This window comes from Nibribacter ruber (genome assembly GCF_009913235.1).
Taxonomy (GTDB): Bacteria; Bacteroidota; Bacteroidia; order Cytophagales; family Hymenobacteraceae; genus Nibribacter; species Nibribacter ruber.
In genome coordinates, this window is sequence record NZ_CP047897.1 from 900,942 (window position 1) to 927,420 (window position 26,479).

Annotated in this window: 20 protein-coding genes and 1 tRNA gene; 12 read left to right on the forward strand and 9 right to left on the reverse strand. The window is 49.0% G+C overall.

The features are described 5' to 3' along the window. Positions 1–31 precede the first annotated feature (31 nt). Positions 32–2,443: an alpha-ketoacid dehydrogenase subunit alpha/beta gene (locus GU926_RS03900; protein WP_160689209.1), complete on the reverse strand. Its 2,412-nt coding sequence runs from the start codon at positions 2,441–2,443 to the stop codon at positions 32–34. A gap of 194 nt (positions 2,444–2,637) precedes the next feature. Here GU926_RS03900 and GU926_RS03905 point away from each other — a divergent pair, with 194 nt between their 5' ends. Beyond that, positions 2,638–3,420 carry a DUF1573 domain-containing protein gene (locus GU926_RS03905; RefSeq protein ID WP_160689211.1) on the forward strand — a complete coding sequence of 261 codons (783 nt, stop codon included), beginning with the start codon at positions 2,638–2,640 and terminating at the stop codon, positions 3,418–3,420. Positions 3,421–3,634: 214 nt separating this feature from the next. Then, positions 3,635–4,750, forward strand: a complete 1,116-nt coding sequence (ald, locus tag GU926_RS03910) for an alanine dehydrogenase (protein WP_160689213.1) — start codon at positions 3,635–3,637, stop codon at positions 4,748–4,750. A 946-nt stretch (positions 4,751–5,696) separates the two neighbouring features. Here ald and GU926_RS03915 read toward each other — a convergent pair. Then, on the reverse strand, positions 5,697–6,170 hold the full coding sequence (locus GU926_RS03915) for a type I restriction enzyme HsdR N-terminal domain-containing protein (protein ID WP_160689215.1): 474 nt from the start codon (positions 6,168–6,170) through the stop codon (positions 5,697–5,699). A 70-nt stretch (positions 6,171–6,240) separates the two neighbouring features. On the opposite strand from GU926_RS03915, the gene GU926_RS03920 reads away from it, so the two are divergent. Then, positions 6,241–7,011, forward strand: coding sequence for an AMP nucleosidase (locus tag GU926_RS03920; RefSeq protein WP_160689218.1), 771 nt, complete (start codon positions 6,241–6,243; stop codon positions 7,009–7,011). Further along, positions 7,004–8,662, forward strand: coding sequence for an amidohydrolase (locus GU926_RS03925; protein ID WP_160689220.1), 1,659 nt, complete (start codon positions 7,004–7,006; stop codon positions 8,660–8,662). The genes GU926_RS03920 and GU926_RS03925 overlap by 8 nt, the downstream gene beginning before the upstream one ends. A gap of 342 nt (positions 8,663–9,004) precedes the next feature. Here the strand turns inward: GU926_RS03925 and GU926_RS03930 are convergent, their stop codons facing one another. Then, the gene (locus GU926_RS03930; RefSeq protein WP_160689222.1) at positions 9,005–10,324 is read right to left on the reverse strand and encodes an MFS transporter; all 1,320 of its coding nucleotides are present in this window, start codon (positions 10,322–10,324) and stop codon (positions 9,005–9,007) included. A 151-nt stretch (positions 10,325–10,475) separates the two neighbouring features. On the opposite strand from GU926_RS03930, the gene GU926_RS03935 reads away from it, so the two are divergent. The 4 genes from GU926_RS03935 (at position 10,476) to GU926_RS03950 (ending at position 15,748) form a co-directional block, all read left to right on the forward strand. Beyond that, positions 10,476–11,054 (forward strand): RNA polymerase sigma-70 factor, encoded by a 579-nt coding sequence (locus GU926_RS03935; protein ID WP_232058419.1) that lies wholly within the window; start codon positions 10,476–10,478, stop codon positions 11,052–11,054. Positions 11,055–11,143: 89 nt separating this feature from the next. Continuing rightward, positions 11,144–12,184, forward strand: a complete 1,041-nt coding sequence (locus tag GU926_RS03940) for a FecR domain-containing protein (RefSeq protein WP_160689224.1) — start codon at positions 11,144–11,146, stop codon at positions 12,182–12,184. A gap of 27 nt (positions 12,185–12,211) precedes the next feature. Beyond that, the gene (locus tag GU926_RS03945) at positions 12,212–12,946 is read left to right on the forward strand and encodes a head GIN domain-containing protein (protein ID WP_160689226.1); all 735 of its coding nucleotides are present in this window, start codon (positions 12,212–12,214) and stop codon (positions 12,944–12,946) included. 126 nt (positions 12,947–13,072) lie between these two features. Further along, on the forward strand, positions 13,073–15,748 hold the full coding sequence (locus tag GU926_RS03950) for a TonB-dependent receptor (RefSeq protein WP_160689228.1): 2,676 nt from the start codon (positions 13,073–13,075) through the stop codon (positions 15,746–15,748). A 9-nt stretch (positions 15,749–15,757) separates the two neighbouring features. Here the strand turns inward: GU926_RS03950 and GU926_RS03955 are convergent, their stop codons facing one another. Then, the gene (locus GU926_RS03955) at positions 15,758–17,242 is read right to left on the reverse strand and encodes a hypothetical protein (protein WP_160689230.1); all 1,485 of its coding nucleotides are present in this window, start codon (positions 17,240–17,242) and stop codon (positions 15,758–15,760) included. 284 nt (positions 17,243–17,526) lie between these two features. Between GU926_RS03955 and GU926_RS03960 the strand changes: the two genes are divergently transcribed. The 4 genes from GU926_RS03960 (at position 17,527) to GU926_RS03975 (ending at position 21,960) form a co-directional block, all read left to right on the forward strand. Next, positions 17,527–17,730 (forward strand): hypothetical protein, encoded by a 204-nt coding sequence (locus GU926_RS03960; protein ID WP_160689232.1) that lies wholly within the window; start codon positions 17,527–17,529, stop codon positions 17,728–17,730. Between the two features lie 112 nt (positions 17,731–17,842). After that, entirely contained in the window at positions 17,843–19,570 is a 1,728-nt protein-coding gene (locus GU926_RS03965) for an ABC transporter substrate-binding protein (RefSeq protein WP_262886152.1), read from the forward strand. Positions 19,571–20,113: 543 nt separating this feature from the next. Further along, entirely contained in the window at positions 20,114–20,917 is an 804-nt protein-coding gene (locus GU926_RS03970) for an ABC transporter permease subunit (protein WP_160689236.1), read from the forward strand. Then, positions 20,914–21,960, forward strand: a complete 1,047-nt coding sequence (locus tag GU926_RS03975; protein WP_160689238.1) for an ABC transporter permease — start codon at positions 20,914–20,916, stop codon at positions 21,958–21,960. The genes GU926_RS03970 and GU926_RS03975 overlap by 4 nt, the downstream gene beginning before the upstream one ends. A 636-nt stretch (positions 21,961–22,596) precedes the next feature. On the opposite strand, the gene GU926_RS03980 is transcribed toward GU926_RS03975, so the two are convergent. From GU926_RS03980 to GU926_RS04000, 5 genes are all read right to left on the reverse strand, one after another. Then, positions 22,597–22,686: transfer RNA gene (locus GU926_RS03980), tRNA-Ser, on the reverse strand. Positions 22,687–22,753: 67 nt separating this feature from the next. Beyond that, a complete protein-coding gene (locus GU926_RS03985) occupies positions 22,754–23,827 on the reverse strand; it encodes an asparaginase (protein ID WP_160689240.1) in 1,074 nt (357 codons plus the stop codon). Between the two features lie 3 nt (positions 23,828–23,830). After that, the gene (locus GU926_RS03990; protein ID WP_160689242.1) at positions 23,831–24,595 is read right to left on the reverse strand and encodes a TatD family hydrolase; all 765 of its coding nucleotides are present in this window, start codon (positions 24,593–24,595) and stop codon (positions 23,831–23,833) included. Positions 24,596–24,690: 95 nt separating this feature from the next. Continuing rightward, entirely contained in the window at positions 24,691–25,791 is a 1,101-nt protein-coding gene (locus GU926_RS03995) for a glycosyltransferase (RefSeq protein WP_160689244.1), read from the reverse strand. A 4-nt stretch (positions 25,792–25,795) separates the two neighbouring features. Then, complete coding sequence (locus GU926_RS04000) at positions 25,796–26,428, reverse strand: polysaccharide deacetylase family protein (protein ID WP_160689246.1); 633 nt, start codon at positions 26,426–26,428, stop codon at positions 25,796–25,798. Positions 26,429–26,479: the final 51 nt, after the last annotated feature.

Below are 26,479 nucleotides of genomic sequence, written 5' to 3' on the forward strand. Positions count from 1 at the left end.
ACGGGCCTTTCTCTTTTATGAAATCCAAGGACTACATGATCGCCGGAAACGCTTCTGGGTCTGCCTCATGCATGATGGCATAAACTGTTTCAAACACATCTTCTACGTTCGGTTTGGAGAAGTAATCCCCGTCTGAAGAATACGGAGGTCTATGGTCATGCGCCGACAAGGCTTGTGGCTTAGAATCTAACCAGCGCCAGGCTTCCTGCTCATCTACTACTTTCTGCATCATAAAGCCGGTGGCTCCGCCAGAAACATCTTCATCTGCAAACAGTACACGGCTGGTCTTCCGTATAGAGTCTGTGATGGTGTGATGGATATCAAACGGCAACAAGGTTTGTACGTCCATTACCTCGGCTGAAATGCCAAACTCCTGTAATTGCTCGGCGGCGTCCAAGACAATGCGGCACATAGATCCGTAGGTGACAATGGTAATGTCCGTGCCAGCGCGCAAAATCTCAGGCTGTCCTAATGGAACGGTAAACTCGCCCACGTTGGCCGGAATACGCTCTTTTAAGCGATAGCCGTTCAGGCACTCAATTACCAAAGCCGGCTCATCTGACTTAAGCAAAGTGTTATAGAAACCGGCGGCCTGGGTCATGTTACGCGGCACCAGAACGTGCATGCCCCTTAAGCTGTTCAGAATCATGCCCATGGGTGAACCAGAGTGCCAGATGCCTTCCAGTCTATGACCGCGGGTACGCACAATCAAAGGGGCCTTCTGTCCGCCTTTGGTGCGGTACTGCAAGCAAGCCAGGTCATCAGACAGAATCTGGATGGCATACAGCAGGTAATCTAAATATTGAATCTCAGTGATAGGACGCAAACCACGTAGCGCGGCGCCTATGCCCTGCCCTACAATGGTACACTCCCTAATTCCAGTATCCGTTACTCTAATCTCGCCGTATTTTTCCTGCAAGCCGGCAAAAGCCTGGTTCACGTCGCCAATCTTTCCTACGTCTTCACCAATGGCAAATACGCGCGGGTCACGGGCCAGAATGGCGTCAAAGCAGGCCTGCAATACTTCGCGGGCATCTACGGTGGGGCTATCCTCGGTGTATTCTGGTTTGATTTCCTCTACCAGCAGGGCAGATTCTTCAGACTGGCTGTATAAATAAGAGTTGAAACGGTCTGCGTTTTCGCCCTGGGCAGTTTCCAGCCATTTCACCAGGTCGTTTTTAGCCGCGCTTCTCACAGTACGCACGTAGCGCAAGGCTTTGCGCGCAGCTTTTACCGCGTCTGATCTAATAGGAACGGTGGTTTTTTCTAACTCTTCCTTGATGGCGGCTACTTCAGAAGCGTGGGCCTCAATGCTGCCAGAAAGGTTTTCCAGTAACTGAACGCATTCTTTATGGTCCGTTACGATGCCTTCATTAAAAGCGTTCCAAGCGGCCACGCGGGCTACCTTTACGGCTTCCTTGGCTTCGGTTTCAATTTGATCCAGGTCTGCTTCTGTCGCGAAGCCATTTTCCAGCAGCCACATGCGCATTTGCTTGATGCAGTCAAACTCAGCTTCCCAGGCCAGACGGTCCTGCGACTTATAGCGCTCATGGGATCCTGAGGTAGAGTGGCCCTGTGGCTGGGTGACTTCTTCTACGTGTACCAACACCGGCACGTGTTCCTCGCGGCAGACGGCAGACGCCTGTTGGTAGACTTCGCAAAGACCGGCATAGTCCCAGCCTTTCACTTTGTAGATTTCATAGCCCTGCTCGCCGGACGCATTTCGCTGGAAACCGGCCAGAATCTCAGAGATGCTGCCTTTGGTGGTTTGATAATGTGCTGGCACCGAAATTCCGTACCCATCATCCCAAACGGACATGAGCATAGGCACCTGCAGCACGCCGGCCGCGTTGATGGCCTCAAAGAACATGCCCTCAGAAGTAGAGGCGTTGCCAATGGTACCGTAGGCTATCTCGTTTCCGTTGATGCTAAAATCCTCAAACTGATGCAGCTCAGGGTTCTGGCGGTATAGCTTAGAAGCGTAGGCCAGGCCCAACAAGCGGGGCATCTGTCCGCCGGTAGGCGAAATATCTGAACTGGAATTCTTGGTGTCGGTTTGGCGCTTCCAGTTGCCTTCCTCGTCCAGGAGGCGCGTCCCGAAGTGCCCGTTCATGGCTCTTCCTGCGGTAGAAGGTTCCTGCTCTACGTCTGTATGTGCGTACAATTGGGCAAAATACTGCTGAAGCGTAAGGGCGCCAATGGCAAACATGAACGTCTGGTCCCGGTAATAGCCAGATCTGAAATCACCGTTCCGGAAGAATTTGGCCATGGCCAGCTGGGCTACCTCCTTGCCGTCGCCAAAGATCCCGAATTTGGCCTTGCCCATGAAAACTTCCTTGCGGCCGGCCAGGCTGGCCTGCCTGCTTTCACAGGCAATGCGGTAGTCTTGCAACATTTCATCTACTGACAAGGAAAGCTGATTGGTCCGTTCAACGGTTTGCATGCTCTATAGGATAAGATTCTGAACTTCGTTTAGGCTTTTTACAACCAAACTTACGTAAGTTTTGTGCCATTTTCAAGAAGAATGGGCTTTTGCCCCATTAATCGGCGCTTCGTTGTTAGTACATCGAACTAATTTTTTGTAATTTTGTTCTGCCCATAACAAGGCCTCTTAAAGGAACTTAACGATCATTTACTATGAAGAAAATCTATCTTTTTCTGGCGCTGGCACTGGTAGTGCTGTCTCAGGGTGTAGCTGCTGCTCAAGGTGTATTGACCTTTGAAAAAGAAACCCATGACTTTGGAACCATCAAAGAAGGCGGCGTGGCCACCTATGAGTTCAAAGTGAAGAACACGGGCAATGCTCCGGTGATTATTAGCCACGTACAGGCTTCTTGCGGTTGCACCACGCCTGAGTGGTCAAAAGAGCCCATTGCCCCGGGTGCCACCAGCGTCATCAAGGCTGGTTACAACACAGTGGGCCGTCCGGGTGCCTTTAACAAGGCCCTGACCATTACGTCTAACTCTACTCAGGAGACCCAGATGCTGTTCATCAAAGGAACGGTGACGAGCGCCCCGGCTGCCCCGGCCCATACGCCTGAGCAATTGGCCGCCTCGCCAAAAATTGAGCTGACCAGCTCAACGTATGACTTCGGGAAGGTGGAAAAAGGCCAGAAAGTGACGGCCAAATTCACTTTGAAAAACACCGGAAAACAGGATTTAAACGTATCTGGCCTACAAACGGCCTGCAATTGCGTAACCTATAAACTGTCTCCGGCGGTAGTAAAGCCAGGACAATCTGCCAAGTTGGAACTAACTTACAACCCGCAGGTGTTGCAAGACAGAATAGAGACGGTAACATTAGCTTCTAATGACATCACCGGCTCGGCCACCAGCCTTACCCTTAAGGCCAAAGTGGTGGAAAGCTTAGCAAAGCAAAGCGCAGTTAAGATTAACAAGGGCAGCGTCCCTTTTAAATAGTTTTTTCATAGTTTTATTTTGTACTAATGGCAAGGATTCAATCCTTGCCTTTTTTTATTTAACCCCAATCCGTTTTTGGCCTGTTTTTAGGGAATTAGCCTAAAAACGACGGTTAAAATTTTAAACTGCTATTAAATGGGCGGTTACTTGCAAAATTGCTAGTGGGTTGGCGTATATTTGCCCGCAAATTCTACATCTTTTAATTTTTCATATAATGATTATAGGTCTTCCAAAGGAGATTAAAAACAACGAAAACCGCGTAGCCCTTACCCCGGGCGGCGTGGCAGAGTTTGTTAAAAATGGCCACACCGTGTACGTACAAGCTACGGCTGGTGAGGGAAGCGGCTTCTCAAATGAAGAGTACGTAGGCGCCGGTGCCACCATTCTTCCAACCATTGAAGAAGTGTACGCCATCGCGGAGATGATTGTGAAAGTAAAAGAGCCGATTGAGCAGGAATACAGCCTGATCAAAGAAGGCCAGTTGCTGTTCACGTATTTCCACTTTGCCTCTTATGAGCCATTGACGCACGCCATGATTGAGCGTAAGGCAACGTGTTTGGCCTACGAAACCGTTGAGTTGAAGGACCGTTCTTTGCCGTTGTTGATTCCAATGAGCGAAGTGGCCGGCCGCATGGCTCCGCAGGAAGGCGCAAAATACCTGGAGAAACCATTGAAAGGCCGCGGCATCTTGCTAGGCGGCGTACCAGGCGTTCCTCCTGCCAATGTATTGGTATTGGGCGGTGGTATTGTGGGTACTCAGGCAGCTAAGATTGCTGCTGGCTTTGGCGCCCGCGTGACCATCATGGACATTAGCTTGAAGCGTCTGCGTGAACTGGATGACTTCATGCCAGCCAACGTGACCACGGTGATGTCTAACCACTACAACATCAAAGAAGCCATCAAAACCGCTGATTTGATCATTGGTGCCGTATTGATCCCAGGCGCGAAGGCTCCTCACTTGATCACCCGTGACATGTTGAAAGACATGAAGCCAGGCACCGTACTCGTGGACGTAGCCGTTGACCAAGGCGGTTGCATTGAAACGTGTAAGCCTACCACCCATGAGAACCCCACCTTCATCATTGACGACGTGGTGCATTATTGCGTAGCCAACATGCCAGGTGCGGTTCCTTACACCTCTACCCTAGCCTTGACCAACGCTACCTTGCCATATGCCATCTTGCTTGCCAACAAAGGCTGGAAGCAGGCATGCCAGGAGCGCGACGAGCTGAAACTAGGTTTGAACGTGGTGGATGGGAAAGTAGTATATCCAGGTGTGGCTGAGGCCTTCAATCTCCCTCTGGTGAATGTAGCAGATGTTCTAGCGTAAGCTGATCAACCATAACTTGGAAGCGCCTCCTGATGCAAATCAGGAGGCGCTTTTGTTTATTAAGGAATTAAGCTGATTTTGGTTTGTTTTTTTATTGTTTTCCAGGAAAGAGGCGAAAAACGATTTTCTTTTTTTTCCCTTGTATTTTGAAGATTGGGACTCAGCCCTCTGAAAGATTTCCTTTTGCTGGGGTTGATAATCTTTGCCACTTCCGTGGTTTATGTGCTCACCTACTTATCCTCCTGCAATTGCCATCGCCCGCCGTTGTTGGTGTTCTCATCAACGACCAAGACTACTTCTCCAGTAGTTAATATGTTCCCTGTTGCCGGCAGTGCACTTCCGTTGGCCTTTCCTTCGTAGTTTCCGCCTGTTCCGGAGCGCACTCACTGCCTTGTTTCATTGTGTCTGCTAAGCGCTCACGGCCGCGGGGCCACGTCCTGTCCCTTCGCGCTGCTGTTGTTTGTGGGACTTTGTCCCTGCCGCCGCTGCCCGCGGCGCACAAACACCAGAGGCGCTCAGGACCAGGACTGGCTTGGGTCCCAGTTCTGCTTTTGTAGGATGCTTGGTTCGCTTGTTGCTGGCAATTGCGGTTCCTGTCGCTGCAGAGGCATGCGTGCCAAGGCACGGTTTTACTTATCTGATTTCCCGCGTCTGGTTCAAGCTTATAACCTGGACCCACCGTGGCGGGCAGTCTGAGGCTGCCCTGGGTATCAGCCTCCCACCTCTTTCGCTGGGGAACCGGTGCATCATCCTTCGCCAAGTGCGGATTCCCCCTTAGAGGGGGGCGAGGGGGGTGTTTACACCTGTAGAAAAAAGCTCCCCGCCAGTTTAGTGAAGTTGGAATGATAAATACTGCAGAATAAGTCGATACGTATAGCAATTAACTAAACCCACAGTTTTTAGCCCGTTTTCCAGAAAATACGCTAAAAACGGGGAGAATGTCAGCCTACCGGGATGCTTCCCATTGAAGTTGGAGCTGGGCGAAGGTTGGTAAGGTTTCTAAAGATGAAAGACTGATGCCGTCTGGACCTACTTGCCAGCAGTAATGCTGGAGGCCGTTACTGAGGAAAAGAAAAGGAGCCTGAATGGTTTGGTTGTAGACGGCAGCCTGCTGCACCGTGGTGGACGTGAGTGGTACGTGCGGAGCTTTGCATTCTACCAGCAAAAGAGCCGTCCCTTCATGGCTGTAGATGCAGAGGTCGGTGCGCTTTTGAAGGGTGTTGTAGGTGGTTCCGCGCTCTACGCCCATCAGGCTGAGCGGGTAAGCGAGGTGCTTATGGAGGAAATGGATGACATGCTGCCGTACCCACTCTTCAGGGGTTAAGACCAGCCATTTCTTGCGTACTACATCGTATATACAGGTTTTCCCTCCAGAATCCTTAAGTTTGTAGTCAAACGCCGGTAAAGTCAACTGCTCCATCCCTCAAAGATAGCATTTGTTGAGATTCCGTTTATCGGCTGTTTTCCTGGAATTAAGCAAAAAACAACCTATGAAGACAAAAGAAGAAATTGTAGAGAACTGGCTGCCCCGCTATACCGGCAGGCCCTTAAACGAGTTTGGCGAGTACATCCTCCTGACCAACTTCCTCAACTACGTGGTGATGTTCTCTGAGCAGTTCGGCGTGGAAATGAAAGGCCAGGACAAGCCCATGCAGACCGCCACGGCTGAGAACATTACCATCATCAACTTCGGGATGGGAAGCGCCATGGCTGCCACGGTGATGGATTTGCTTTCTGCCATTAAGCCGAAGGCTGCTCTTTTCCTGGGCAAATGCGGTGGCTTGAAGAAAGCCAAACTAGGCGATTTGATTTTGCCTATTGCGGCCATCAGAGGCGAGGGAACGTCCAATGACTACCTTCCACCTGAAATTCCGGCCCTGCCTTCGTTCCGTTTGCAGCGCGCGGTTTCTTCCATGATCAAAAAGCACGAACTGGACTATTGGACCGGCACCGTATACACCACCAACCGCCGCGTATGGGAGCACGATGAGAAGTTCAAGGAATACCTGCGTTCTATCAGAGCCTTGGGCGTGGACATGGAAACGGCTACCATTTTTGTGGTGGGCTTCATCAATGAAATTCCGCACGGAGCGTTGTTGCTGGTGTCTGACAACCCAATGACGCCAGACGGCGTGAAAACCTCTGAAAGTGACCTGCGCGTGACCGCCGACTATGTGACCAAGCACTTACAGATAGGCATTGACTCTTTGTTGGAGCTTAGAGACTCAGGCGAGTCTGTGAAACACTTGCGCTATGACTAAGAAGATTTCACACTGGGGCCTGGGGGTCCTGCTGTGCGCCTCCCTCCTGTCCAGCTGCCAACGCAACGCAGGTGACCAGGCAGATTTGCTGGTGTACAATGCCAACGTGTATACCGTAGATGACCAGTTTGCCAAGGCGGAGGCTATTGCGGTAAAAGACGGAAAGATTTTGGCCGTGGGCACCACTAACGACCTCCGGAAGAAATACAAGGCCACCGAAGAGGTAGATGCTCAGGGCAAATCTCTGTACCCGGGCTTCATTGATGCGCATGCCCACTTTGTAGGCTATGCTACCAACCAGCGCGAAGCAGACCTGGTGGGCACCACTTCTTTTGCTGAGGTTGTGCAGCGCCTGCAGGCCCACAGAAAAGAATATCCATCGTCGGCGTGGTTAACCGGCAGAGGCTGGGATCAGAACGACTGGCAGGTTAAGCAGTTTCCTACCAAAGACACGCTGGACAAGCTTTTCCCTGACACGCCGGTCATTATTGAGCGCGTAGACGGCCACGCCTCCCTGGCTAATCAAAAGGCTTTGGATCTGGCGGGCATTACCACGTCAACGCCTGTGCAGGGTGGCAAGATTGAGCAGCAGAACGGCAAGCTCACTGGTATTTTGGTAGACCGCGCCGCAGACCAGGTGGTGGCTAAAATCCCTACGCCTACTGTGGCAGAATACACGCAGGTGTTAAAAGAGGCTGAGCAGAATCTCTTTGCCGTTGGCTTGACGTCTGTGGTAGACGCTGGCTTGCCTAAATCTGCGGTGAACCTGATTGACTCGCTGCAAAAGAAAAACGAGTTGAAGATACGGGTGTACGCCATGCTCAACCCGTCCAAAGAGAACCGAGACCATTATTTTAAGAGCGGCCCGTACAGCACAGACCGTTTAACGGTGAAGGCATTTAAGGTATATGCAGACGGCGCCCTGGGCTCCCGTGGCGCCTGTCTGTTGCATCCGTACACAGACCGCCCCGGTGAGACAGGATTCTTGTTACAAACCGTGCAGGAGTACAAAGACCTGGCGGCTGAGATTTACAAGACAGATTTCCAGATGAACACCCACGCCATCGGGGATTCTGCCAACCGCGTCATTTTGCAGATTTACGGCAATCTGCTCAAAGGCAAGAATGACCGCCGCTGGCGCATTGAGCACGCGCAGGTGGTCAACCCAGTGGATGTGCCTTTGTTTGGCAAGTATAGCATTCTGCCATCGGTGCAGCCAACGCACGCAACATCAGACATGTACTGGGCCGGGGAGCGCTTGGGCATGGATAGGTTGAAACACGCCTATGCTTTCAAGGCGCTGTTACAGCAGAACAACATGATTCCGCTGGGTTCAGACTTTCCGGTGGAGCACATCAATCCCTTGTATGGTTTCCATGCGGCAGTGGCCCGCCAAGACGCTAAAAACTACCCTAAAGGCGGCTTCCAGATGGATAATGCCCTGACCAGGGAAGAAGCTTTGCGAGGCACCACTATTTGGGCCGCGTTCGCTAACTTTGAGGAAAAACAGAAAGGCAGCCTGGAACCAGGTAAGGTAGCCGACTTTGTGATTCTGGAGAAGGACATCATGACGGTGGCCCCAGAAGAACTGAGAGATGTGAAAGTGCTTTCTACGTATGTAAACGGAGAGAAAGTCTACGGCAAGAAGTAGTACCGTTTTTCACCTGTTTTCCAGAAAATAAGCCAAAAACGCCAACCTCTACCGGTTGGCGTTTTTATTTTAGTTTAATTCGGCCTTAGAATTTCATGTTGTAATCGGCGGATAATTTGTCCTCGTTTTTTTGGATAGACATGCGGTTGAATCTGGAATGCGTAAGGACACCAGAGGATATATGCTCTATGAAGATGTCAACAAATTGAACCTGGACAATTATACTTTTTAAGTTCGCTTTCGAGGAGATTCACTTAAAGTTAGATACAAAACAGCCTCTGTTTTTGGCCTATTTTCTGAGAAATAGGCCAAAAACAGAGGCTGTCCCATTGAAGGAAGCTCTTACGCTATGGCAGGCACAGGTTCTTCCTCGCCAGAGAGCTTCCGGCTTTTGATGGTAAGCAGGATGATGAGGCCAATCACAAAGAAGACCAACAAGGTGAGGATGCTGTTGCGCATGGACCCGAAAATCTGCTGCGTCACGCCGAAGGCTAAACTTCCCATGGCCAACCCTACCTTGTCGCAGATGTCATAGAAACTGAAGTAAGAGGCGTGGTCGGTAGTTTCGGGGAGCAATTTGCTGTAGGTAGACCTGGACAGGGACTGAATGCCGCCCATCACCGCGCCCACCACAAAGGCCAACACATAATACTGCGTGCCAGTCGTCACAAAGTACGCGCCTACCGTGATTCCCACCCAAATAATGACCGTGATGGCAATGGCCTTAATGTTCCCAATCCTGCCAGACAGCCATGCAAAGAAATACGCGCCCCCAATGGCTACGGCCTGAATGATGAGCAACACCGTGATTAAGGAAGAATCAGGGAGGTTCAGTTCTTTGGAGCCAAACAGAGAAGCCACATACATAACCGTCTGCACGCCCATATTATAAAAGAAGAAGGCCAGCAAAAACCGCTTCAGCAAAGGAAGGTGCTTTAACTGTCGCACTACCAAACCCAGCTCTTTAAAACCGTTCAGCAAGAAATTACCTTTGCTTTCTCTCTGATAGGGATTGTGAGGCAGGTAGGCAAATGAGTATTGCGCGAAGCCAAACCACCAGAGTCCGGTCATCAGGAAGGAGATTCTAGCGGGCAAGGCAGAGTCCGTAATGCCTATCTTTTCTGGAAATAGCACTAATACCAGGGAAACGATCAGCAGAATCATGCTACCAATGTACCCTAAGGAGAAACCCCGCGCACTAAGCTTATCAAACTGGTCTTCGGTGGCAATCTCTGGCAGGTAAGCATTGTAAAATACAATACTGCCGCTGTAGCCAATGGCCGCAATCATGAACAACAGCACAGAAATGGAGAACGTCTGCTCCGTGAAAAAGAACAGCCCCATGCACGCAAAAGACCCCATATAGGCAAAAAAGCGCATGAAGGACTTCTTGTTTCCGCCGGAGTCTGCCAATGCCGTCAGCAATGGGCTTAAAAAAGCGATGATTAGAAATGCCCCCGTCAAGGCGTAGCTGTACAGCACCGAGGCAGAAATATCCCAGCCAAAAAAGCTCACCTGGTCTCCGTTGTCCTTTTTAGTGAGGGCCACGTAGTAAATAGGGAAAATGGCGGTGGTAATCACCAATGAGTACACTGAGTTAGCCCAGTCATAAAAGCACCAGGCCCGCAGAATCTTTGGGTCGTTTTTAATGAGTTTCTCCATAAGGTAAAGGCAGGCAGGTTGAGGCCGCTTTTGTAAGGCTAGTTACGGAAAATCTTTCTTTAAACAGCCAAGTCTGTGATTTTAGAGTCACAAAAGTAGGAACCCTCTGCGCTTCTTTTATCTTTGCAAGCTACTTTAAATCATGCCACTTATGGGTTCACCTGCACCAAGCCCAGACCAGGACTTACACCTTCTGCTCAAAACCAATGAGGCTTTGTTCATGGAGAAGCTCTTTAAGGAGTACTATGGCCTATTGTGCCGTACGGCCCTACGGTTTACCAAGGACACAGAAGCCGCTGAAGACCTTGTGCAGGAGGTTTTCTGCAAGATATGGCAGAACCGTGAGGTACTGGAGGTCACCACCTCGTACAAGGCCTATCTGGTAAGGTCTGTTACCAATCAATCCCTCAACTACTTAGAAAAGCAAAAACGCCTGGTGCTCACAGAAGATACCTCGCCGTTTGAAGAAGCCTTTTCTGCCAATACCACCATGGACCTATTGGAAGGCGCCGAGATGGAAACCAAGGTGCAGCAGGCCCTGGCCGCCTTGCCTCCCCAGTGCCGGCTTATCTTTGAAATGAGCCGCTTTGAGGAACTGACCTACAAAGAGATAGCCGAGACGCTGGAAATTTCCCCTAAGACCGTTGAGAACCAAATGGGCAAGGCCCTGCGCATTCTGCGCGAGCGCCTGCTGGGCCTTCTGGTATTGTTCTACTTTTTAGGTGGTTAAACTGCTGTACCTACCTGGGTTAGCAATAAAATAATATTTTTTCATTTGAGGATAGGGGTGCCCCTTACTTCATCTGTCTTACAAGCAACATGACACAAACAACACCTGTCAACCATGAGAGCCCAGAATGGGTGCTTATGGCAAAGGCCCTCCGCGGAGAGCTGAATGATGAGGAACAAAAAGAGTTCTCTGCCTGGCTTGCCCAAGAGGAGTCGCATGCCCAGCAATGGACCGATGCCCTGGAAACCTGGCAACGAGTAGGTCTGGAGCAGCACTCCGCTTTTGAGCCAGATGCCCGCGCAGCCTGGCAGAAAGTATGCGCCAAAGCAAATATCCATACTCCGGTTATCCCAGCAGTAGAGGCGCAGGAAGCGGTGGTACTACCTATGTTTAACTGGAGCTCTCTTGCCAAATTTGCTGCTGTTTTTGTGTTGGCGGCGGGCTTGGCATGGTTAGGATACTCCCGTTTTGGCGGCTCTGAAGAATGGACGCAGGTTGCCACGCTCACCGGCGAACGCAAGGTGTTCTACCTTCCAGACAGCAGCCGAGTGGTCCTGAATGAAAATTCCACTTTACGCTACCTAGCCTCCTTTGAGGGCGATGAACGCAAGGTGGAACTCACCGGCGAAGGATTTTTTGAAGTACAGAAAAACCCCAGCAAGCCCTTTCTTATTACCAGCGGCGATGCTCAAACTAAAGTGCTGGGCACGTCTTTCAACGTATGGGCCCTTAAAGACGAAAAAGAGGTAGCCGTGACGGTTTCTACGGGCAAAGTCTCCTTCTCCTCTCTGCAAACCCAAAACAACGTGATTCTTACCCCAGGATTCACCGGAAGGTTAAACGCTAACGGGCAAGTGGAGAAGCAGCTGACAGAAGAGGCCTTGGCTCCTACCTGGCAGACGCTTACCTTCAAAGGCACTACGTTAGGGCAGATGGAGAAAACCCTAGAAGCCTACTTTGGAGTTGATATCACCTTAAACAACAACACCTTACAACACTGCACTTTTACAGGTACTTTTAATCATCCTCACTTAAAAGAGGTCTTGGCGGTTCTGGCTGCCTCAAATGGATTTACCGTTCTACAGCCAACGGCCAACAATTATATTATCTCCGGCGACGGCTGTCAATAAGCCACCCGCCGGGCAAGTTCCATTACCATGAACTTACTCAGATTCTCTTTTTTAAGTACATGCTTTTGCTTGTCACTGGCGTTCACCTCCTGTGATATCCTAGCCGATGGTCCTTGTTTGCAGGGCAGCGGAGAAGTAAGAGAAGAAGTTCGGGACATGGCGTCCTTCACCGGAGTTGATTTGCGCATTCCGGGCAAGGTTTTCCTCATAGAAGGTCCCCAACGTGTACGAGTAGAAGCCTACCAAGATATTTTGAAAGAGGTGAAAACCGAGGTGGTATCCAATACCTTAGTAATCCGGTCAGACGCATGCCTGGAGTATGCAGATGAAGAAACCAAGTTCTATATCTCCATGCCGCATGTAGAGAATGTGGAGTTGAAAAGCTCTGGGCAAATTTACGTGCAGTCTGTGCCCTCCCCTGATAAGCTTCGTCTGACCATGTCCGGTTCTGGGTTTATTGACTATTCTGGGAATTTGAAAAAACTGTACGTGCTTCACTCAGGCTCCGGCGATGTGGACCTCTTCGGGAGCACTTCTTATCTTGAGTCCACTTTGAGCGGGTCTGGCAGATTACGCGGTTTTGCAATGGCCACAGATTCTGCTAAAACCACTCTTACAGGTTCTGGCTACCAACAAGTTTGGGTGAACAACTTCCTAGAGGTGATCATTACGGGCACGGGAAATGTGTATTACAGAGGCCAGCCATGGTTCACGTCTACCTATACCACCAGCTCAGGCAAACTTATTGACAGCAACAAATAAAGAGAGTCTGTTATTTTTCTCTGAAGCCTCTTTTGCAGGAGCTTTGACTATTGTAATTAATCCATAAAAATCTGAATTTGCGGTAAATCCTTGCGCCTCCCCCGGCCCTCCTCAGCACTTCCACCTATGGGTTTGCCGCCTTTGTTTAAACTTTCCATCTTCTGTCTGCTGCTCCTGCTTTTTACCCAGGAAGCCGCTGGGCAGAAAACGGCCAAAGGAAAAGCTCCCAAAATCTCCTTCGACTACCAAAACACGCCGCTTTCTCAAGTACTCCAGGACCTGGAACAACGGTATTCCCTCAATTTTTCCTTTAGCAATGAGCAGGTTGATGTAACTTCAAGGGTTACCTGCGCCACAGAAACAGTTAGTTTGCAAAAAGCTTTAAGGCAGCTTACCTCCTGCCTGGGTCTTAGCTATCAGTTAGTAGGGGAACAAGTGGTTCTGCGCCGGAGCCTCAACAATGGATTGGGAGAATCTGCCAAACCTTATACCCAAAACATACGCGGAACCGTGGTAGATGCTGCCATTCAGACTCCGCTGATAGGGGCCACTGTAATTCTGGTGTCTGAATCTCCTATACGAGCTGTTACCACCCGAGAAGATGGTTCTTTCCTGATTCCTAAAGTGAGCATAGGCCGCCATATTCTTAGAATCACCTATATAGGATATCAGGAGGCAGAGATTTCCAACCTGTTGGTGGTGGCGGGAAAGGAGGCCATTGTCAGCGCTACGCTGGAAGAAAGCCTCACTCCCGGAATGGAGATTGTGATTGAAGCGGAAAGTGATAAGTCCCTGCCCCAAAACCAATTAATCGTTTCTAGCGTGCATACGCTCAGGACAGATGAAATCAATCGGTTTGCTGGCTCAAGGCAAGACCCCAGCCGCATGGCAGCCAATTACGCCGGCGTTCTCAATGCCTCTGACCAGCGCAATGATTTGATTGTGCGCGGCAACTCTCCCTTGGGTGTTCTCTGGCGGTTAGAAGGTGTTGAGATTCCCAATCCTAACCATTTTACCTTTACCCCTAACACCGGCGGCGCGTTCAGTCTACTCAACAACAACCTGCTGGCCAGTTCAGACTTTCTTACGGGGGCCTTCCCCGCGGAATATGGCAACCGCATTGGTGCCGTCATGGATGTGAAGATGCGGACGGGCAACAACCAGAAATTTGAAAACACCCTGCAGATTGGTTTGAATGGGCTGGAAATGGTGACTGAGGGGCCATTGATAGGCAAGTGGGGAGGCTCTTTTCTGGGCAGCATGCGCCTTTTCACGTTTCAGCCGTTAGAAAAACTGGGAGTGGATATTGGTTTCAACGGTCTCCCTAAGTATCAGGACGGTTCTTTTAAGATTGAATTGCCCACTCCCAAGGCTGGGACCTTTACACTGTGGGGCATTGGAGGCACCAGCAACATCACCGTCATGGACTTTGACCCAGACACGACCACTTGGGGGAAAGTACGGTATAGAACAGAGCATACCTTGACTAATAGGATGTTTGCAACCGGTCTCAGACATACTTTCACCTTCTCCCCCAAAACCGTCTCAGAGTTTATAATTTCCAGTTCGGGGAGTCAGGTGGAAGCCACCAACACTGCCACCTTCCGGAACAGAACCACCAAGCTGTCTTACTACCTGCGCAACTATGAACAGCAATTCATCTCCAGGTTGAACGTCACGCACAAAGCTTCCCAGAAGCTGCTGTTCAAAACGGGCCTTTCCTGGCAGAAAATGTACTACAACAACCAGGAGATAGTATATTATGACTTGCGCGACGTGTATGAAATCCCTTTAGACGCTCAGGGGTCAGCCTCCATTCTGCAAGGCTATGGGCAAGCCAGGTATTCCTTTAGTCCCATGTTGGATGTTCAAGTGGGATTGTACAGTCAACTATTCTCCATAGGGGGCAAATGGTCTATAGAACCCAGAATCTCAGCGAGCTATTACCTCACAGATGAGCACCGTATATATTTAGCGGCAGGCTTACACAGCCAGACCCAACCGTTGGTATATTATGAGTACAAGTTCTTTAACCCTTCAGGTGAAGGCTTTAACCAACCGTACAATAAACTAGATTTTACCAGAAGCAGCCAGGTGGTGGCAGGGTACAATTACAACATCAGTACAGCCTGGCGCTTTAAGACCGAGGTCTTCTTTCAAAAGCATTACCGGGTGCCTGTTAGTAAAAGAGCCGGGGAAGAAGCTTTTTCTATGCTGAATCAGGGAACAGAGTACAATTTTGTTACCGTAGACAGCGTAGTGAGCGAAGGCTATGGCAGAAACTATGGGATAGAACTTACCCTGGAGCGGTTCTTGAAGAAAGGATTCTATGCTTTAGGCAACGTGACCTTGATGCAATCCTGGTTTACAGGCGGAGATGGCAAGGAAAGACCCACCACCTTTAGCGTTGGCTACATCTCTAATATCCTCATTGGCAAGGAGTTTCAGCTGGATCAGGAGCAGCGGCACTTGTTGTCCTTAGATGTACGTTTCAATTTATCTGGCGGGAGACGGTTTATTCCAATAGACGTAGAAAGAACCATCAATGAACCCACAGACAAAGTACACTATGACGTGGCTAATGCCTTCCTGCCGCAGCTTAAGCCTTACTTCAGGTCTGACGTTCGACTTTCTTACCAATTGAACACCCGCAAAACCACCCACTGGATTTATGCCGCCGCAGACAACTTCCTGAACACAAAAAACGAGCTGTACTATAGCTGGGACCTGGAGGAAAACAAAGCCAAAATATACTACCAGTTGGGCATTTATCCTTATTTGGGCTATAGGATACAGTTTTAAAAAGAAAGCTTACGCTTCCTGCTTTTGCAAACGCTCCAGCACCAGAAGCCATAAATGCTCATAGGGTACAATCTCTATCTCAGCGTACGCATCACCGGGCGGATTAGTGTGAAGCAGCTTTTGGTACAATGCCTCTCCTCTTTTTTGCGTGGCCGTAAAATCAAAATTTGCTTTCACCACCAAGGCCAGTAGTTTAAAGAAAATCCGACTTCGTTCGCTGAAGCTGTCTTTGAAGTGCTTGTGCGCATATTTTTTCAGCGCTTCCATTCTATACTCCAGAGCCTCAGTGTCCAGCATCTCTACATAGTACAATACTTGCAAGATAAGAATGGCCACATTGAAGCCCTCTTTGTCTTTACTATAACTAGGCACGTTTTGTACTAGATTCTGCCATTTAAAAGGAACATCATGCTGGGGAGCCATAAGGTGCAAATAGGCCTCAAATAGGCTCCAGCGCTCTTGTGCCATTTTGGTGATCTTCTTAAAGAAAGGGTTGGTTAGAACCTTGTGCATGATGCCATGCGCCACCTCATATTGCTTGGCATGCAAAGCCAGCAAGGTATAGTTCTCCATAAAGGCAAACCAATTGTTGCTGGACGGGTTAAAGGAAGTCTCATACCTACTGGCTAACCGTATGCCTTCCGTTAACTTTTTGGCGCGCAGGTGGGCGTATACCTGAATATATTTATTATATCTGTGGTCAAAGCGTTCAGCGTTCACCTTATTATTTTTCAATAGTTCCTCAGAGGCGTTGGTGATGTCTACAATTTTAATGAAGTCTCCAATGAGTTCCTGCGCCCAGATGGAAAGAATATAATAGTAGTCAAACGTGTTGTAAGATTGGGATTCCTGCCATAATGTCTCCAATTTGTCTAGTACTTCCCGCACTTTCCCCAAGTGGTTTTTTCTGGCAGATACAGAATGACTTAACTCTATTTTGGATTCCAGAAACAACTTCTCTGATTCCTGGTCGGCGGTGAGTTTTGGCGTCAGGTTAAGCAACTGCTCCGTCACCTTGTAAAACTGCGTGCGCTCCCCCAAATTGGCATAGGCATGCATAAAGGACCGAAGTGCCAGGGAGGCAATATCATTGAAGTCATAATTCTGCGCCGTAGCCAAAACCTGCCTTAGGAGCGGCAAGGCTAAATCATAGGCGCCAGAGTTTATGAGCACACGCGCCTGGTACAACTTTGCCAGGCACTCCTGCTCCAGGGTATGAGAGCTTTTAATGCTCTTCCCTTGAAAATCTAAGAAGAACAATTGGTTCATCAGCTTTTTTCTAAGCCTGGACTTCACCATTTTAAAAGCGGCGGTAGAGTTTTCTTCTGGATACAGCAACTTAAGAGCATCTTCCTCATTCTGGATATATCCAGTTGCCAGACCATCAAATAAGACCCACTCCTTGTTAGGGCGCTTCGTCTTAAAATTTAAAAGCTGAGAATCAGAAGCCCCTCGCTTTTGGATAATCTGCACCAGCTTTTTCAACTCTTCCATGCGTTCAATAACATTTAAATGGGTATAGATTTGGAAACCCTAAATCTATATGATAATCTTGTTGCTAAAGTAATTCAAGGCAACTTACCTTTAGTTACAAAACATTCCATTTCAGGTGATTAAGTAATCACTAAAAATGGTAATTTCCAATTGCAGAGCTATTTTCCCTTCTTATCTGCAAGATTTACTACGTTTATTTCTAGTTACATTCTGCAACATCCTTTCCTTTTTATTAGTAAGGCTTTCCGTCATATTTGATCTAGACATTAAAAACAAGACGAACCATGATAGAATTACTCATTGCTCTACTTCTGCAGTTAGGTGTTTTGACCGGCGGAAACGGCCAAAAGCAAAATAACACGAAAACAGCTACAAGCAGCACCACTACTCAAACAACCACCACAACCACTACAGGAACGGAGGAAGAAAAAACTACCGATGAAACTGCCAATTATGGTGGTACTGGCAATTGGGACACAAAAGACTAATAAATGAAAGCGGACACTTTCCCCCCTTGTCCGCTTTCATTTATTTAATTCTCTACTCAAATCTGAGGCAAGTTTTGTAATATTGAGCAGGGCACCTTAGCTTCTGTAATCAATGAAAAAACTTCTATCGATAGGCTTGGGGTGCTTGTTGGCATGTCAGGTCTCTTGCTCTCCCTCCCCACAACAAGAAGATCACGTTCAAGTACGGCTCTCCCAAGACCCAGCTTCTCTACATCCGTTAAGCTATGGGAATGCCCATGCCCTCCAGCTTATCAATCTTATTTATCAAAGCCTACTCACTGTAGAGATTGGATCCCATACGGTTCAGCCACTGCTGGCTACGGCCTTGCCGGTAGTCAAGGTAAAAGATTCTATTTCCTACTTTTCCTACCAGATCAGGCCCGAGGCGCGCTGGGACGATGATCGCCCGGTCACGGCTAAGGATGTGGCCTTCTCTCTTAAATTACTCCACGGTCCACTGCTAGACAATGAACGATGGCGGGCTCAATACCACTTCATTAAGGACATTCAGCTTCGGGAAGACAACCCCCTGGCCTTTACCATTGTGGCATCTGGGTACACCCCCGAAATGGATTTGCTTTCAGGGGATTTTTTTATTCTACCTGCGCACAAATACGACCCCAAGGGAAGTTTACAGGCTTTACCACTCTCCTTGGTAAAGAGCAAATATGACTCGCTTTCTACTAGTCCTACCTTTCAGGCCTTGTCTAAAGAAATCAACCACCCTAAGGTAGCCAGAGATACGGCATGGGTGCGGGGCAGCGGCCCTTACCAGCTCACTTCCTGGAACAACGGACAGCAAATCATCCTTTCCAAGAAAGCCAATTGGTGGGGGAACAAGTTAGCCACTACGCATCCTAGCTTCGTGGCCAGGCCCACGCAACTGCAGTTCCAAGTTATTCCCGACAATGCCGCAGCTGTCCTAGCCCTGAAAGCCAGACAAGTGGATGTAATGGATAATATTCCTTTGACCAACTTCCTGGAGATGCAGAAGGACGCTGAGTTTAAAAAGCATTTCAACTTATCCGGGGCGCCCACCTATGATTTAGTTTTCTTGGGCATGAACGGCTTCAGCAAGACTCTGCAAGACATGAAAACAAGGCAAGCCTTGGCGCACCTGGTTAACATTCCGCAACTTATTAAAACGGTACAGGGAGGACTGGCTACTCCTACCGCGGGCTTGGTACACCCTTCTGAAAAGCAGTTTTATAATTCTGCATTGAAACCCGTTGGCTTTGACCCGGCAAAAGCCCAGGCGCTATTGAAAGAAGCAGGCTGGCAAAAAACCTCTGCGGGCTGGGTGAAAGACCAAACTAAAAGCAAATCTCCTCTGGCCCTCAACCTCATGTACAGAGGCGGCAACTCTGAATTTGAAAGCATAGCGCTTCTGTTTCAGCAGAATGCCAGAGCCATAGGAATTCCTATTACCTTACAAGCCATAGAGAGCAGCCAGATTTCGCAGAGACTACAGGAGCATACTTATGATCTGTATTTGCGCACCTTTGTAGGCAATCCTTTTTCGTATAACCTGCTGCCACTTTTACATACGGGCAGTACAGGCGAAGATGGCGGCAACGTCACTAATTTTGGCAATGCAACCACAGACCAGCTTTTAGAGAAAATCGCCAAAGAAGCTAGCCCAGCCACGAAAGCCACCTTACTAAAACAACTGCAGAAAGAGATGCAGGAAGAGAGCAATATGGTGTTCCTGTTTTTCCAGCAAAATAAGCTGGTAGTCTCCAGCAGGTTTGACTCGGTGATAGTTTCCAGCTTGAAACCAGGCTATGACTTACCAAAGTTTAAGCTAAAGAAAAACTAAGGAATGTCCCTCAGGAATTGGCTATTCAAGGCTTTTGCGCTGTTGCTTTCCTTGTGGGGAGCCGCCACCGCTTTGTTTTTCCTGAGCCTGCTGTTGCCCAACGCCTCCTCCCCTTTGGGAATGTCAGATCCAGACACCGCGGTCTATGGCCAGGCTTCTTCAACGGTGAGTGAAAAGATTAAGGCAGAGTATCAACTAAGAAAGGGCCTTGACAAGCCACTCTTTTATATACGTGTGCAACCTTGGGGCATACTCAAAGGGGAGAAAATGCCAGTCGAACTTCCACACCTTACCCAGTTCACCGGTAATGCAACTCTATGGCATGGCAGAGAGGCCACACATGCCTTCCTACAAGCACTGCAAGAGGAGTTACGCTCTAACAATTTTTCTTCTTCCCAAAAAGCACAGATAACTTCTTCACTTTCTGCCTGGGCAAGTGCTTCCTCTCATACTGCAAAGGAAGAAGCGTCAGCTCAGTTTTCGCTTTATTTGGAAAAAACTGGCCAAAAAAGAAATTCTCTTTTATTAGCACGCTGGCAAAACTTGCAGAAGGCCTCCGCACCTTGGTGGCATTTGCTCCCGGTGGTCCAGTGGAATAGCTGGGACAATCAATACCACCTGTGGTTAACTGAAATTATAGCCGGCCGGCTGGGTACCTCACTGCAAGACTATTCCCCAGTACAAGACAAGGTAGCAAAGGCTTTGAAGGTCTCTTCTATTATTGCCTTCCCCGGATTTGGATTAGCCTTAATTGGGTCATTTATCTTGGGTTTTTGGCTCACTCTTACTCCTTTGAGTCTAGCTACAAAATGGGTGAAACAGGTTTTGTACACGTTAGATAGTGTGCCGGGTTTTATGATTACACTGGGCATCTTTGCCTTGTATCTGCTGGCGGGCGGCACCTTGTTTTTTGCTTCTTCCGGAATGTCGTTTACGCCCTCCACGCTTTTGGGCAGCGGGTGCGTAGCTCTCTTTTTGCTACCCTTTCTTTCCCTGTTCTTTCACCAGAGCCTGCAGCAAGAAGCCTCCAAGCTCTATCTGCGCACAGCCCAGGCCAAAGGCCTTTCCTTTTCCCAGGCCATGGTGTACCATGCACTGCCCAATGCGCTGGCCTCCTCTGTAGTGGTGATAGGTGATATTCTGGCAAGTTTGTTGGCGGGTGTTTTGATTGTGGAGGTCACCTTCTCCCTCCCGGGTACAGGAAGTCTTCTGGCCAAGTCCTTACTCACGCAGGATTACCCCACAGTCATTGGCCTCACCCTTTTCTTCTTGCTCCTAAGAACCGTACTCATGTGGACGGCAGACATTGTGAGCGGGCTCATTGACCCTAGAATGAAGGTGCAATGACGTTAACCAAACCGAGAATGGTCTCCAAGCCTGCCGTCTGGTCACCTGGCGTAGTATTAGCTTTGGTCTGGTTCTGTTTGTTCACGTTGACAGCTTGGCTCCCCATCCCCCTGCAAGCCATTGACGCCTACCCAGAAAACGCCTTGCAAGCTCCTTTTAAAACCGAAAGCCACTGGCTTGGCACTGACCAACTAGGAAGAGACGTTTTCTGGTATGTGGTGGCCAGCGCCAAAACTGCCTGGTGGCTTACGTTTCCGCCCTTGGCGGGTGCTACATTTTTGGGTGTACTGGTTGGAACGGTCTCTGCGAATTTTGCGAAGAAACCCCTTGTCCTTCGCCTGTTGCCTAGCTTATGTGCATTGGCCATATTACTAAGCCTTTACTATCTAGGCTATCTATATAAACTAGGAGCACTGCAATCATCTGGTATTAGCACCTCCTTCTGGCTTCTGACGGCTTTTCTTATTGCAATAATCGGGTTGTTCTACTGGGGCGTTAGGGCCCTAATTCCAAGGGCAGTGAGAAGAGGCACCATTCAGATTCCCCTTGATGAGACCATCCAAAGAATCATGGATTTCTGGACTACGTTTCCTAAGCTGTTGCTACTATTATTGCTTTCTGCCTTGTCGGCACCGTCTTTACAAGGGCTAGGCTTCTGGATTATGCTCACGTATTGGGTGCTGCCCGCCAGACTAGCCAGGGCCAAGGTGCTACAAACAAAAAACGAAGCTTTCTATGAGGCGGCCATTGCGCTGGGTACTACTAGGCAAACGCGCTTCAAGCAATACCTATGGCCTGCTATGAAAAGTCCCTTAATAACCAATTTCTGTTTTAATGCGTCTGGTTTATTAGGAATTGGTTCTACCCTAGCCTACCTAGGCATAGGCTTACCCGCCGATGTGCCTTCTTGGGGAAAGATGTTATCATTAGCCAGGTATTCCTTTGATAGCTGGTGGCTGTTCTTATGGCCAGCTATTCTATTGTTGCTTTCTATCTTAAGCTTACAAGCTTTAGGCAATTATTTTGGCAAAATCAAGCAATAACGAAATGTTATTTCTACCAAAGTTAAAATATATTTTAATACTGAACAACAGCAACTTATCCTACTTTTTAAATCATACTTTCAATTATATATTATTTTTATCCTAGTTACGATTTTTCAACTCTTTCCTTTCTTCTCCGTCAATATCGCTATACTTTTACAACAATTCAGAGCTCTGCTACTTACAAGAAGGCGTATCTCTGGGCATTGATAACCCAAAGTTGCAATGCATGTGTTTGTTGGTAGGCTCTGCGAAGTTGGTGTTTGAATTTTCCTGCTTCCTTACTTATTCCTGTGTATAACTCATGAAGAGTTATTAGTTGGCAGACATGTTCTGCTAAGTATTCACTCATCATACATAGCGAAAAAATAGAGGACAGTGAGATTTGACTTACACTCGTCAGAAGCCAGATAAAGAGTTTACAAGATGAATATCAGTGCTTCCCCCGGGCACCGATGTGCGTTTCAATTTAGTTTTTTTGTTGTTTGTCTGTCTGCCTGCCGTCTTGTCAACGGCAGGCTTTTTTTATCCTAAATACAATTACAGAATTTTTATCCCGCTTAACGTAATCAAACCAAATCGTATTAAAAGAAAAAGAGCCTTGCAACACATCAGTTGCAAGGCTCTTTGTTTTGGTGGCGGAGAGGGAGGGATTCGAACCCTCGATACCGTTACCAGTATACACACTTTCCAGGCGTGCTCGTTCGACCACTCTGACACCTCTCCGGATTACAGGTTGCAAAGAAAGGCAGAACCAAACGCTTTTGCAAGCCCTTTTCTAATTTTACCTGGATTAAACGCGTAAAGTAAGCTCGCCCCGCAGATTGGTCTGTAGCAGCTCTTTGGTTTCATCCATAGAAAGGCGTTGTCCCAGCACAAACATCAGCTTGGTCACGGCCGCCTCAGTGGTCATGTCTGAACCACCTACTACGCCCATTTCGCGCAGATACAAGCTGGTCTCATATTGTCCTTGCCGTACTTCGCCCTCCTCACATTGAGAGATGTTCAAAATGACCACGCCGCGCTGCATGGCTTGCTTGAGTAATTCCAAAAACCAGGGATAAGTAGGTGCATTGCCAGATCCAAACGTTTCCAGCACCAATCCCTTCAAACCCTCGCTCTCCAAAACGGCTTTGACTACTGCCGGGCTTATACCCGGGAAAAGTTTCAAAACCGCCACCTGGTCCTCCAGGTCCTGAAACACCTTGAGGGGCTGCTCCGCCAAGGGTTTGATATTCGTCTGATTGTATTCAATATCAATGCCTACGTGCGCCAACGGCGGAAACTTACCAGAGTGAAAGGCATTGAACATGCGGCTCTCCACCTTAGTAGCCCTATTGCCGCGCAGCAATTGAGTATTGAAGAAGATGCACACTTCAGGCACCAGCGGCTTGCCTTTCAAGTGCGCCGAGGCAATCTCAAGGGCGGTAATAAGGTTGCGGCGAGCGTCTGTGCGCATACGGCCTATGGGCACCTGTGCTCCCGTGAAAATGACTGGCTTGGAAAGGTTCTCCAGGAGAAAGCTCAGCACCGAGGCGCTGTAGGCCATGGTGTCAGTGCCATGCAGCACTACAAAACCGTCATACTCGTCATAGTTCACCTGAATTATCTGCGCCAGTTTCACCCAGTGTTCTACGCCAATGTTGGAAGAGTCAATGGGCGGATCAAGGCTGAGCACGGTTAGCATCACTTTGAACTGCCGCATCTCTGGCACCCTGTGAATCACCTCACTAAAGTCAAAAGGGACCAGGTGCTCATCCTGCTTGTCAGACACCATGCCAATGGTACCACCCGTGTAAATAAGCAAAATAGACGCCTCTGGATTACGCGGGGCGGCTGTGTTGATATTTACCTTAAAAAACTTCATAGATCAGGAGAATAACTGAGTGGCATTGGCAGAGGTGGCCGCGGCAACTTCTTCCAATGGTAATGATTTTAGATCGGCTAGGCGCTGAGCCACTTTGGGCAGATAAGAAGGCTCATTGCGCTTGCCCCTGAACGGCACCGGGGCCAAATACGGGCTGTCGGTTTCCAGGACCAGGTGTTTCAGGTCAATTTCTTGCAGGACGGGTTCCAGGCCGCCGTTCTTAAAGGTAGCCACCCCGCCAATGCCCAGTAAAAAGCCAGCCTCAATGGCTTGGTGCGCTTCTTCCACCGTCCCCGAAAAGCAATGGAAAATTCCCCGGAGGGTGCCTTCCTGCTGCTCATTTACAATGGCCAGTGTTTCCTGAAAAGCGTCTCGGGTGTGGAGAATGATGGGAATCTTGTATTGCTTGGCCCACTGGCACTGGATTCTTAGCACTTCCTGCTGCTGGGCAAAAAAGGTTTTATCCCAATACAGGTCCAGGCCGGCCTCCCCTATTCCTTTGAACGTGCGCTTCTGAAACCATGCCTCTATCTCATACAGCACCTGCTGGAAATCTTCTTTCACGTAGCAAGGGTGCAGCCCCATGAGTGAATGGCATAGGGAGGGATATTTTGCTTCTAATGCCAACATGGCCTCAATAGAGGTTTGGTCAATGTTGGGCATGTAAATTTCGGTGATGAGGGCGTCTTGTGCCCTTTGGATCATTTGGTCCTGGTCTTGATCAAACTCTGGGGCGAAGATATGGGCGTGGGTATCTATGAACTTCATGTTGGCGCGCGTTGGGTGGATGCTGTTTTTGGCCTATTTTCCAGAAAACAGCCCAGAAACGACAAATATAACAGTTTACCCGCCAACCGTATTTTTCAATACAGCCTTCCCTTCCAATTTATCTTGAACGGCAGGAAGAAATACAGCAAAAGCATTAAAGAAACGGTCAACAGATATCCCTCCAGATACAACAAATCCTGCCACCCAATGCGCACGTCCGCCCGTTTAAAGGCTTTCTTGATGAAGATACTTTGCAGGAGCACCTTTCCGCCGCCAATCAACGCCATGGTTCCCAGAGAAGCGTGTAGAAAAAAAGGCAGCCATACCGGATAGTACATGGAATGGAAAACCAGCAGCGCCCAGATGTACCAGGGTAGTTGGGAGGCACCAAGCATCCAGCGTTTGCGCTGGTGCAGTAACTCCATTAATGACTGAATGGGCAGGCTCAACGCCAAAACGGATTTGTCAAAAACATGGCCGGTCTTGAAGCCCTTTTGCACCACGTGCTTGAACAGTTGCACATCCTCAGTGATAGAAAACGGAAGCCCCTCAAACCCACCCACGGCCTCATACGCCTGCCGCGTCACCACCATGTTGTTGCCCATACAGGAAACGGGAAGCCCCCGGTCAGCCACCACCTGCATGAGGCCCAGGGAGTATAACCAATCCAGGGACTGCATTCTGGCAAACCAATTCTGCCCCTTGACCGTGGTGGTACCCGTGACGATGGCCAGACCTTGCTGCACTTCCGCCAGCAGGCTTTGGACCCAGGCCCGCGGAACTTCTATATCTGCGTCTGTGATGAAAAAATAATCTGAGGTGGCATGGTGCGCCAGCTGCGCCAGCACATTGGCTTTGCCCTTGAGCCCAGGCAAGTTCTCTTCAATGGCCAAACAAATAAGGTAAGGCTTGTCTTTTCTATAGATCTCCACCAGCGCGCGCGTCTGATCCTCAGAGCGGTCGTCTCCTACTATCACTTCCAGCTTGTCTTTGGGATAGTCCAGCCGGTCAATGGCGGCCAGACACGTGAGAATGTGCGCCTCTTCGTTTCTGGCGGCTATCAGGATGGAGACTTTTGGCAGGTTAGCGACTAGTTCTTGCTTTCTTGATCTACCCTTGAACCTGAACAGCCAGAAGTACAATACCAACAGAAAAAACAGGAAAAAAACCACGAAGTAGACCAATGAAAACAGCATGCGCTTACAGGGCTTTAAAAGAATACCCCAATGAAACAGCATGTTGCAACAGGCGCGGCAAGACAAAACGCAGGTTCCGTTCAGCCTTTAGGCTATCATGCATCACTAGTATGGCGCCAGGCCTTAGCTTTCCTTTAAGCTTGTCCCAGCACTTTTCCGGCGGAAGCGTCTGATCAAAGTCATAAGTTAAATGACTCCACATGACAACCTGGTATTTTTCCTGCAACCGCTTAAGATGCGCCAACGTCAGCTGACCGTGCGGCGGCCGGAAGAGCATAGAAGAGTTGGCCGTGGGTTGTACTTTATTTAGCGCGGATTGACAGCGTTCCACCTCTAGCAGATAGTCATTTACCGGCGTCTTCCAGGCTTGCACGTGCTTGTGGGTATGGTTGGCCAGCGTATGACCGGCATGGTAAACCATTTCAGCAATGGCAGGATTTCGCTCAAGGTTCTCCCCTACACAAAAAAAAGTGGCTTTGGCCTGATAGAGGGCTAATTGATTCAGGACAAACTCTGTCACGTCTGGAATGGGGCCATCATCAAACGTAAGATAAAGTACCTTCTCCGCGGTCTTCCTGTGCCACCAGATTCTGGGGAACAGCCAAGAGAACACAGCAGGAGTCTGGAAGAAGCGCACTTTACAAATTTATGGTTAGATAAGCGAAAGCGTACTTAATTGTGCCCAAGT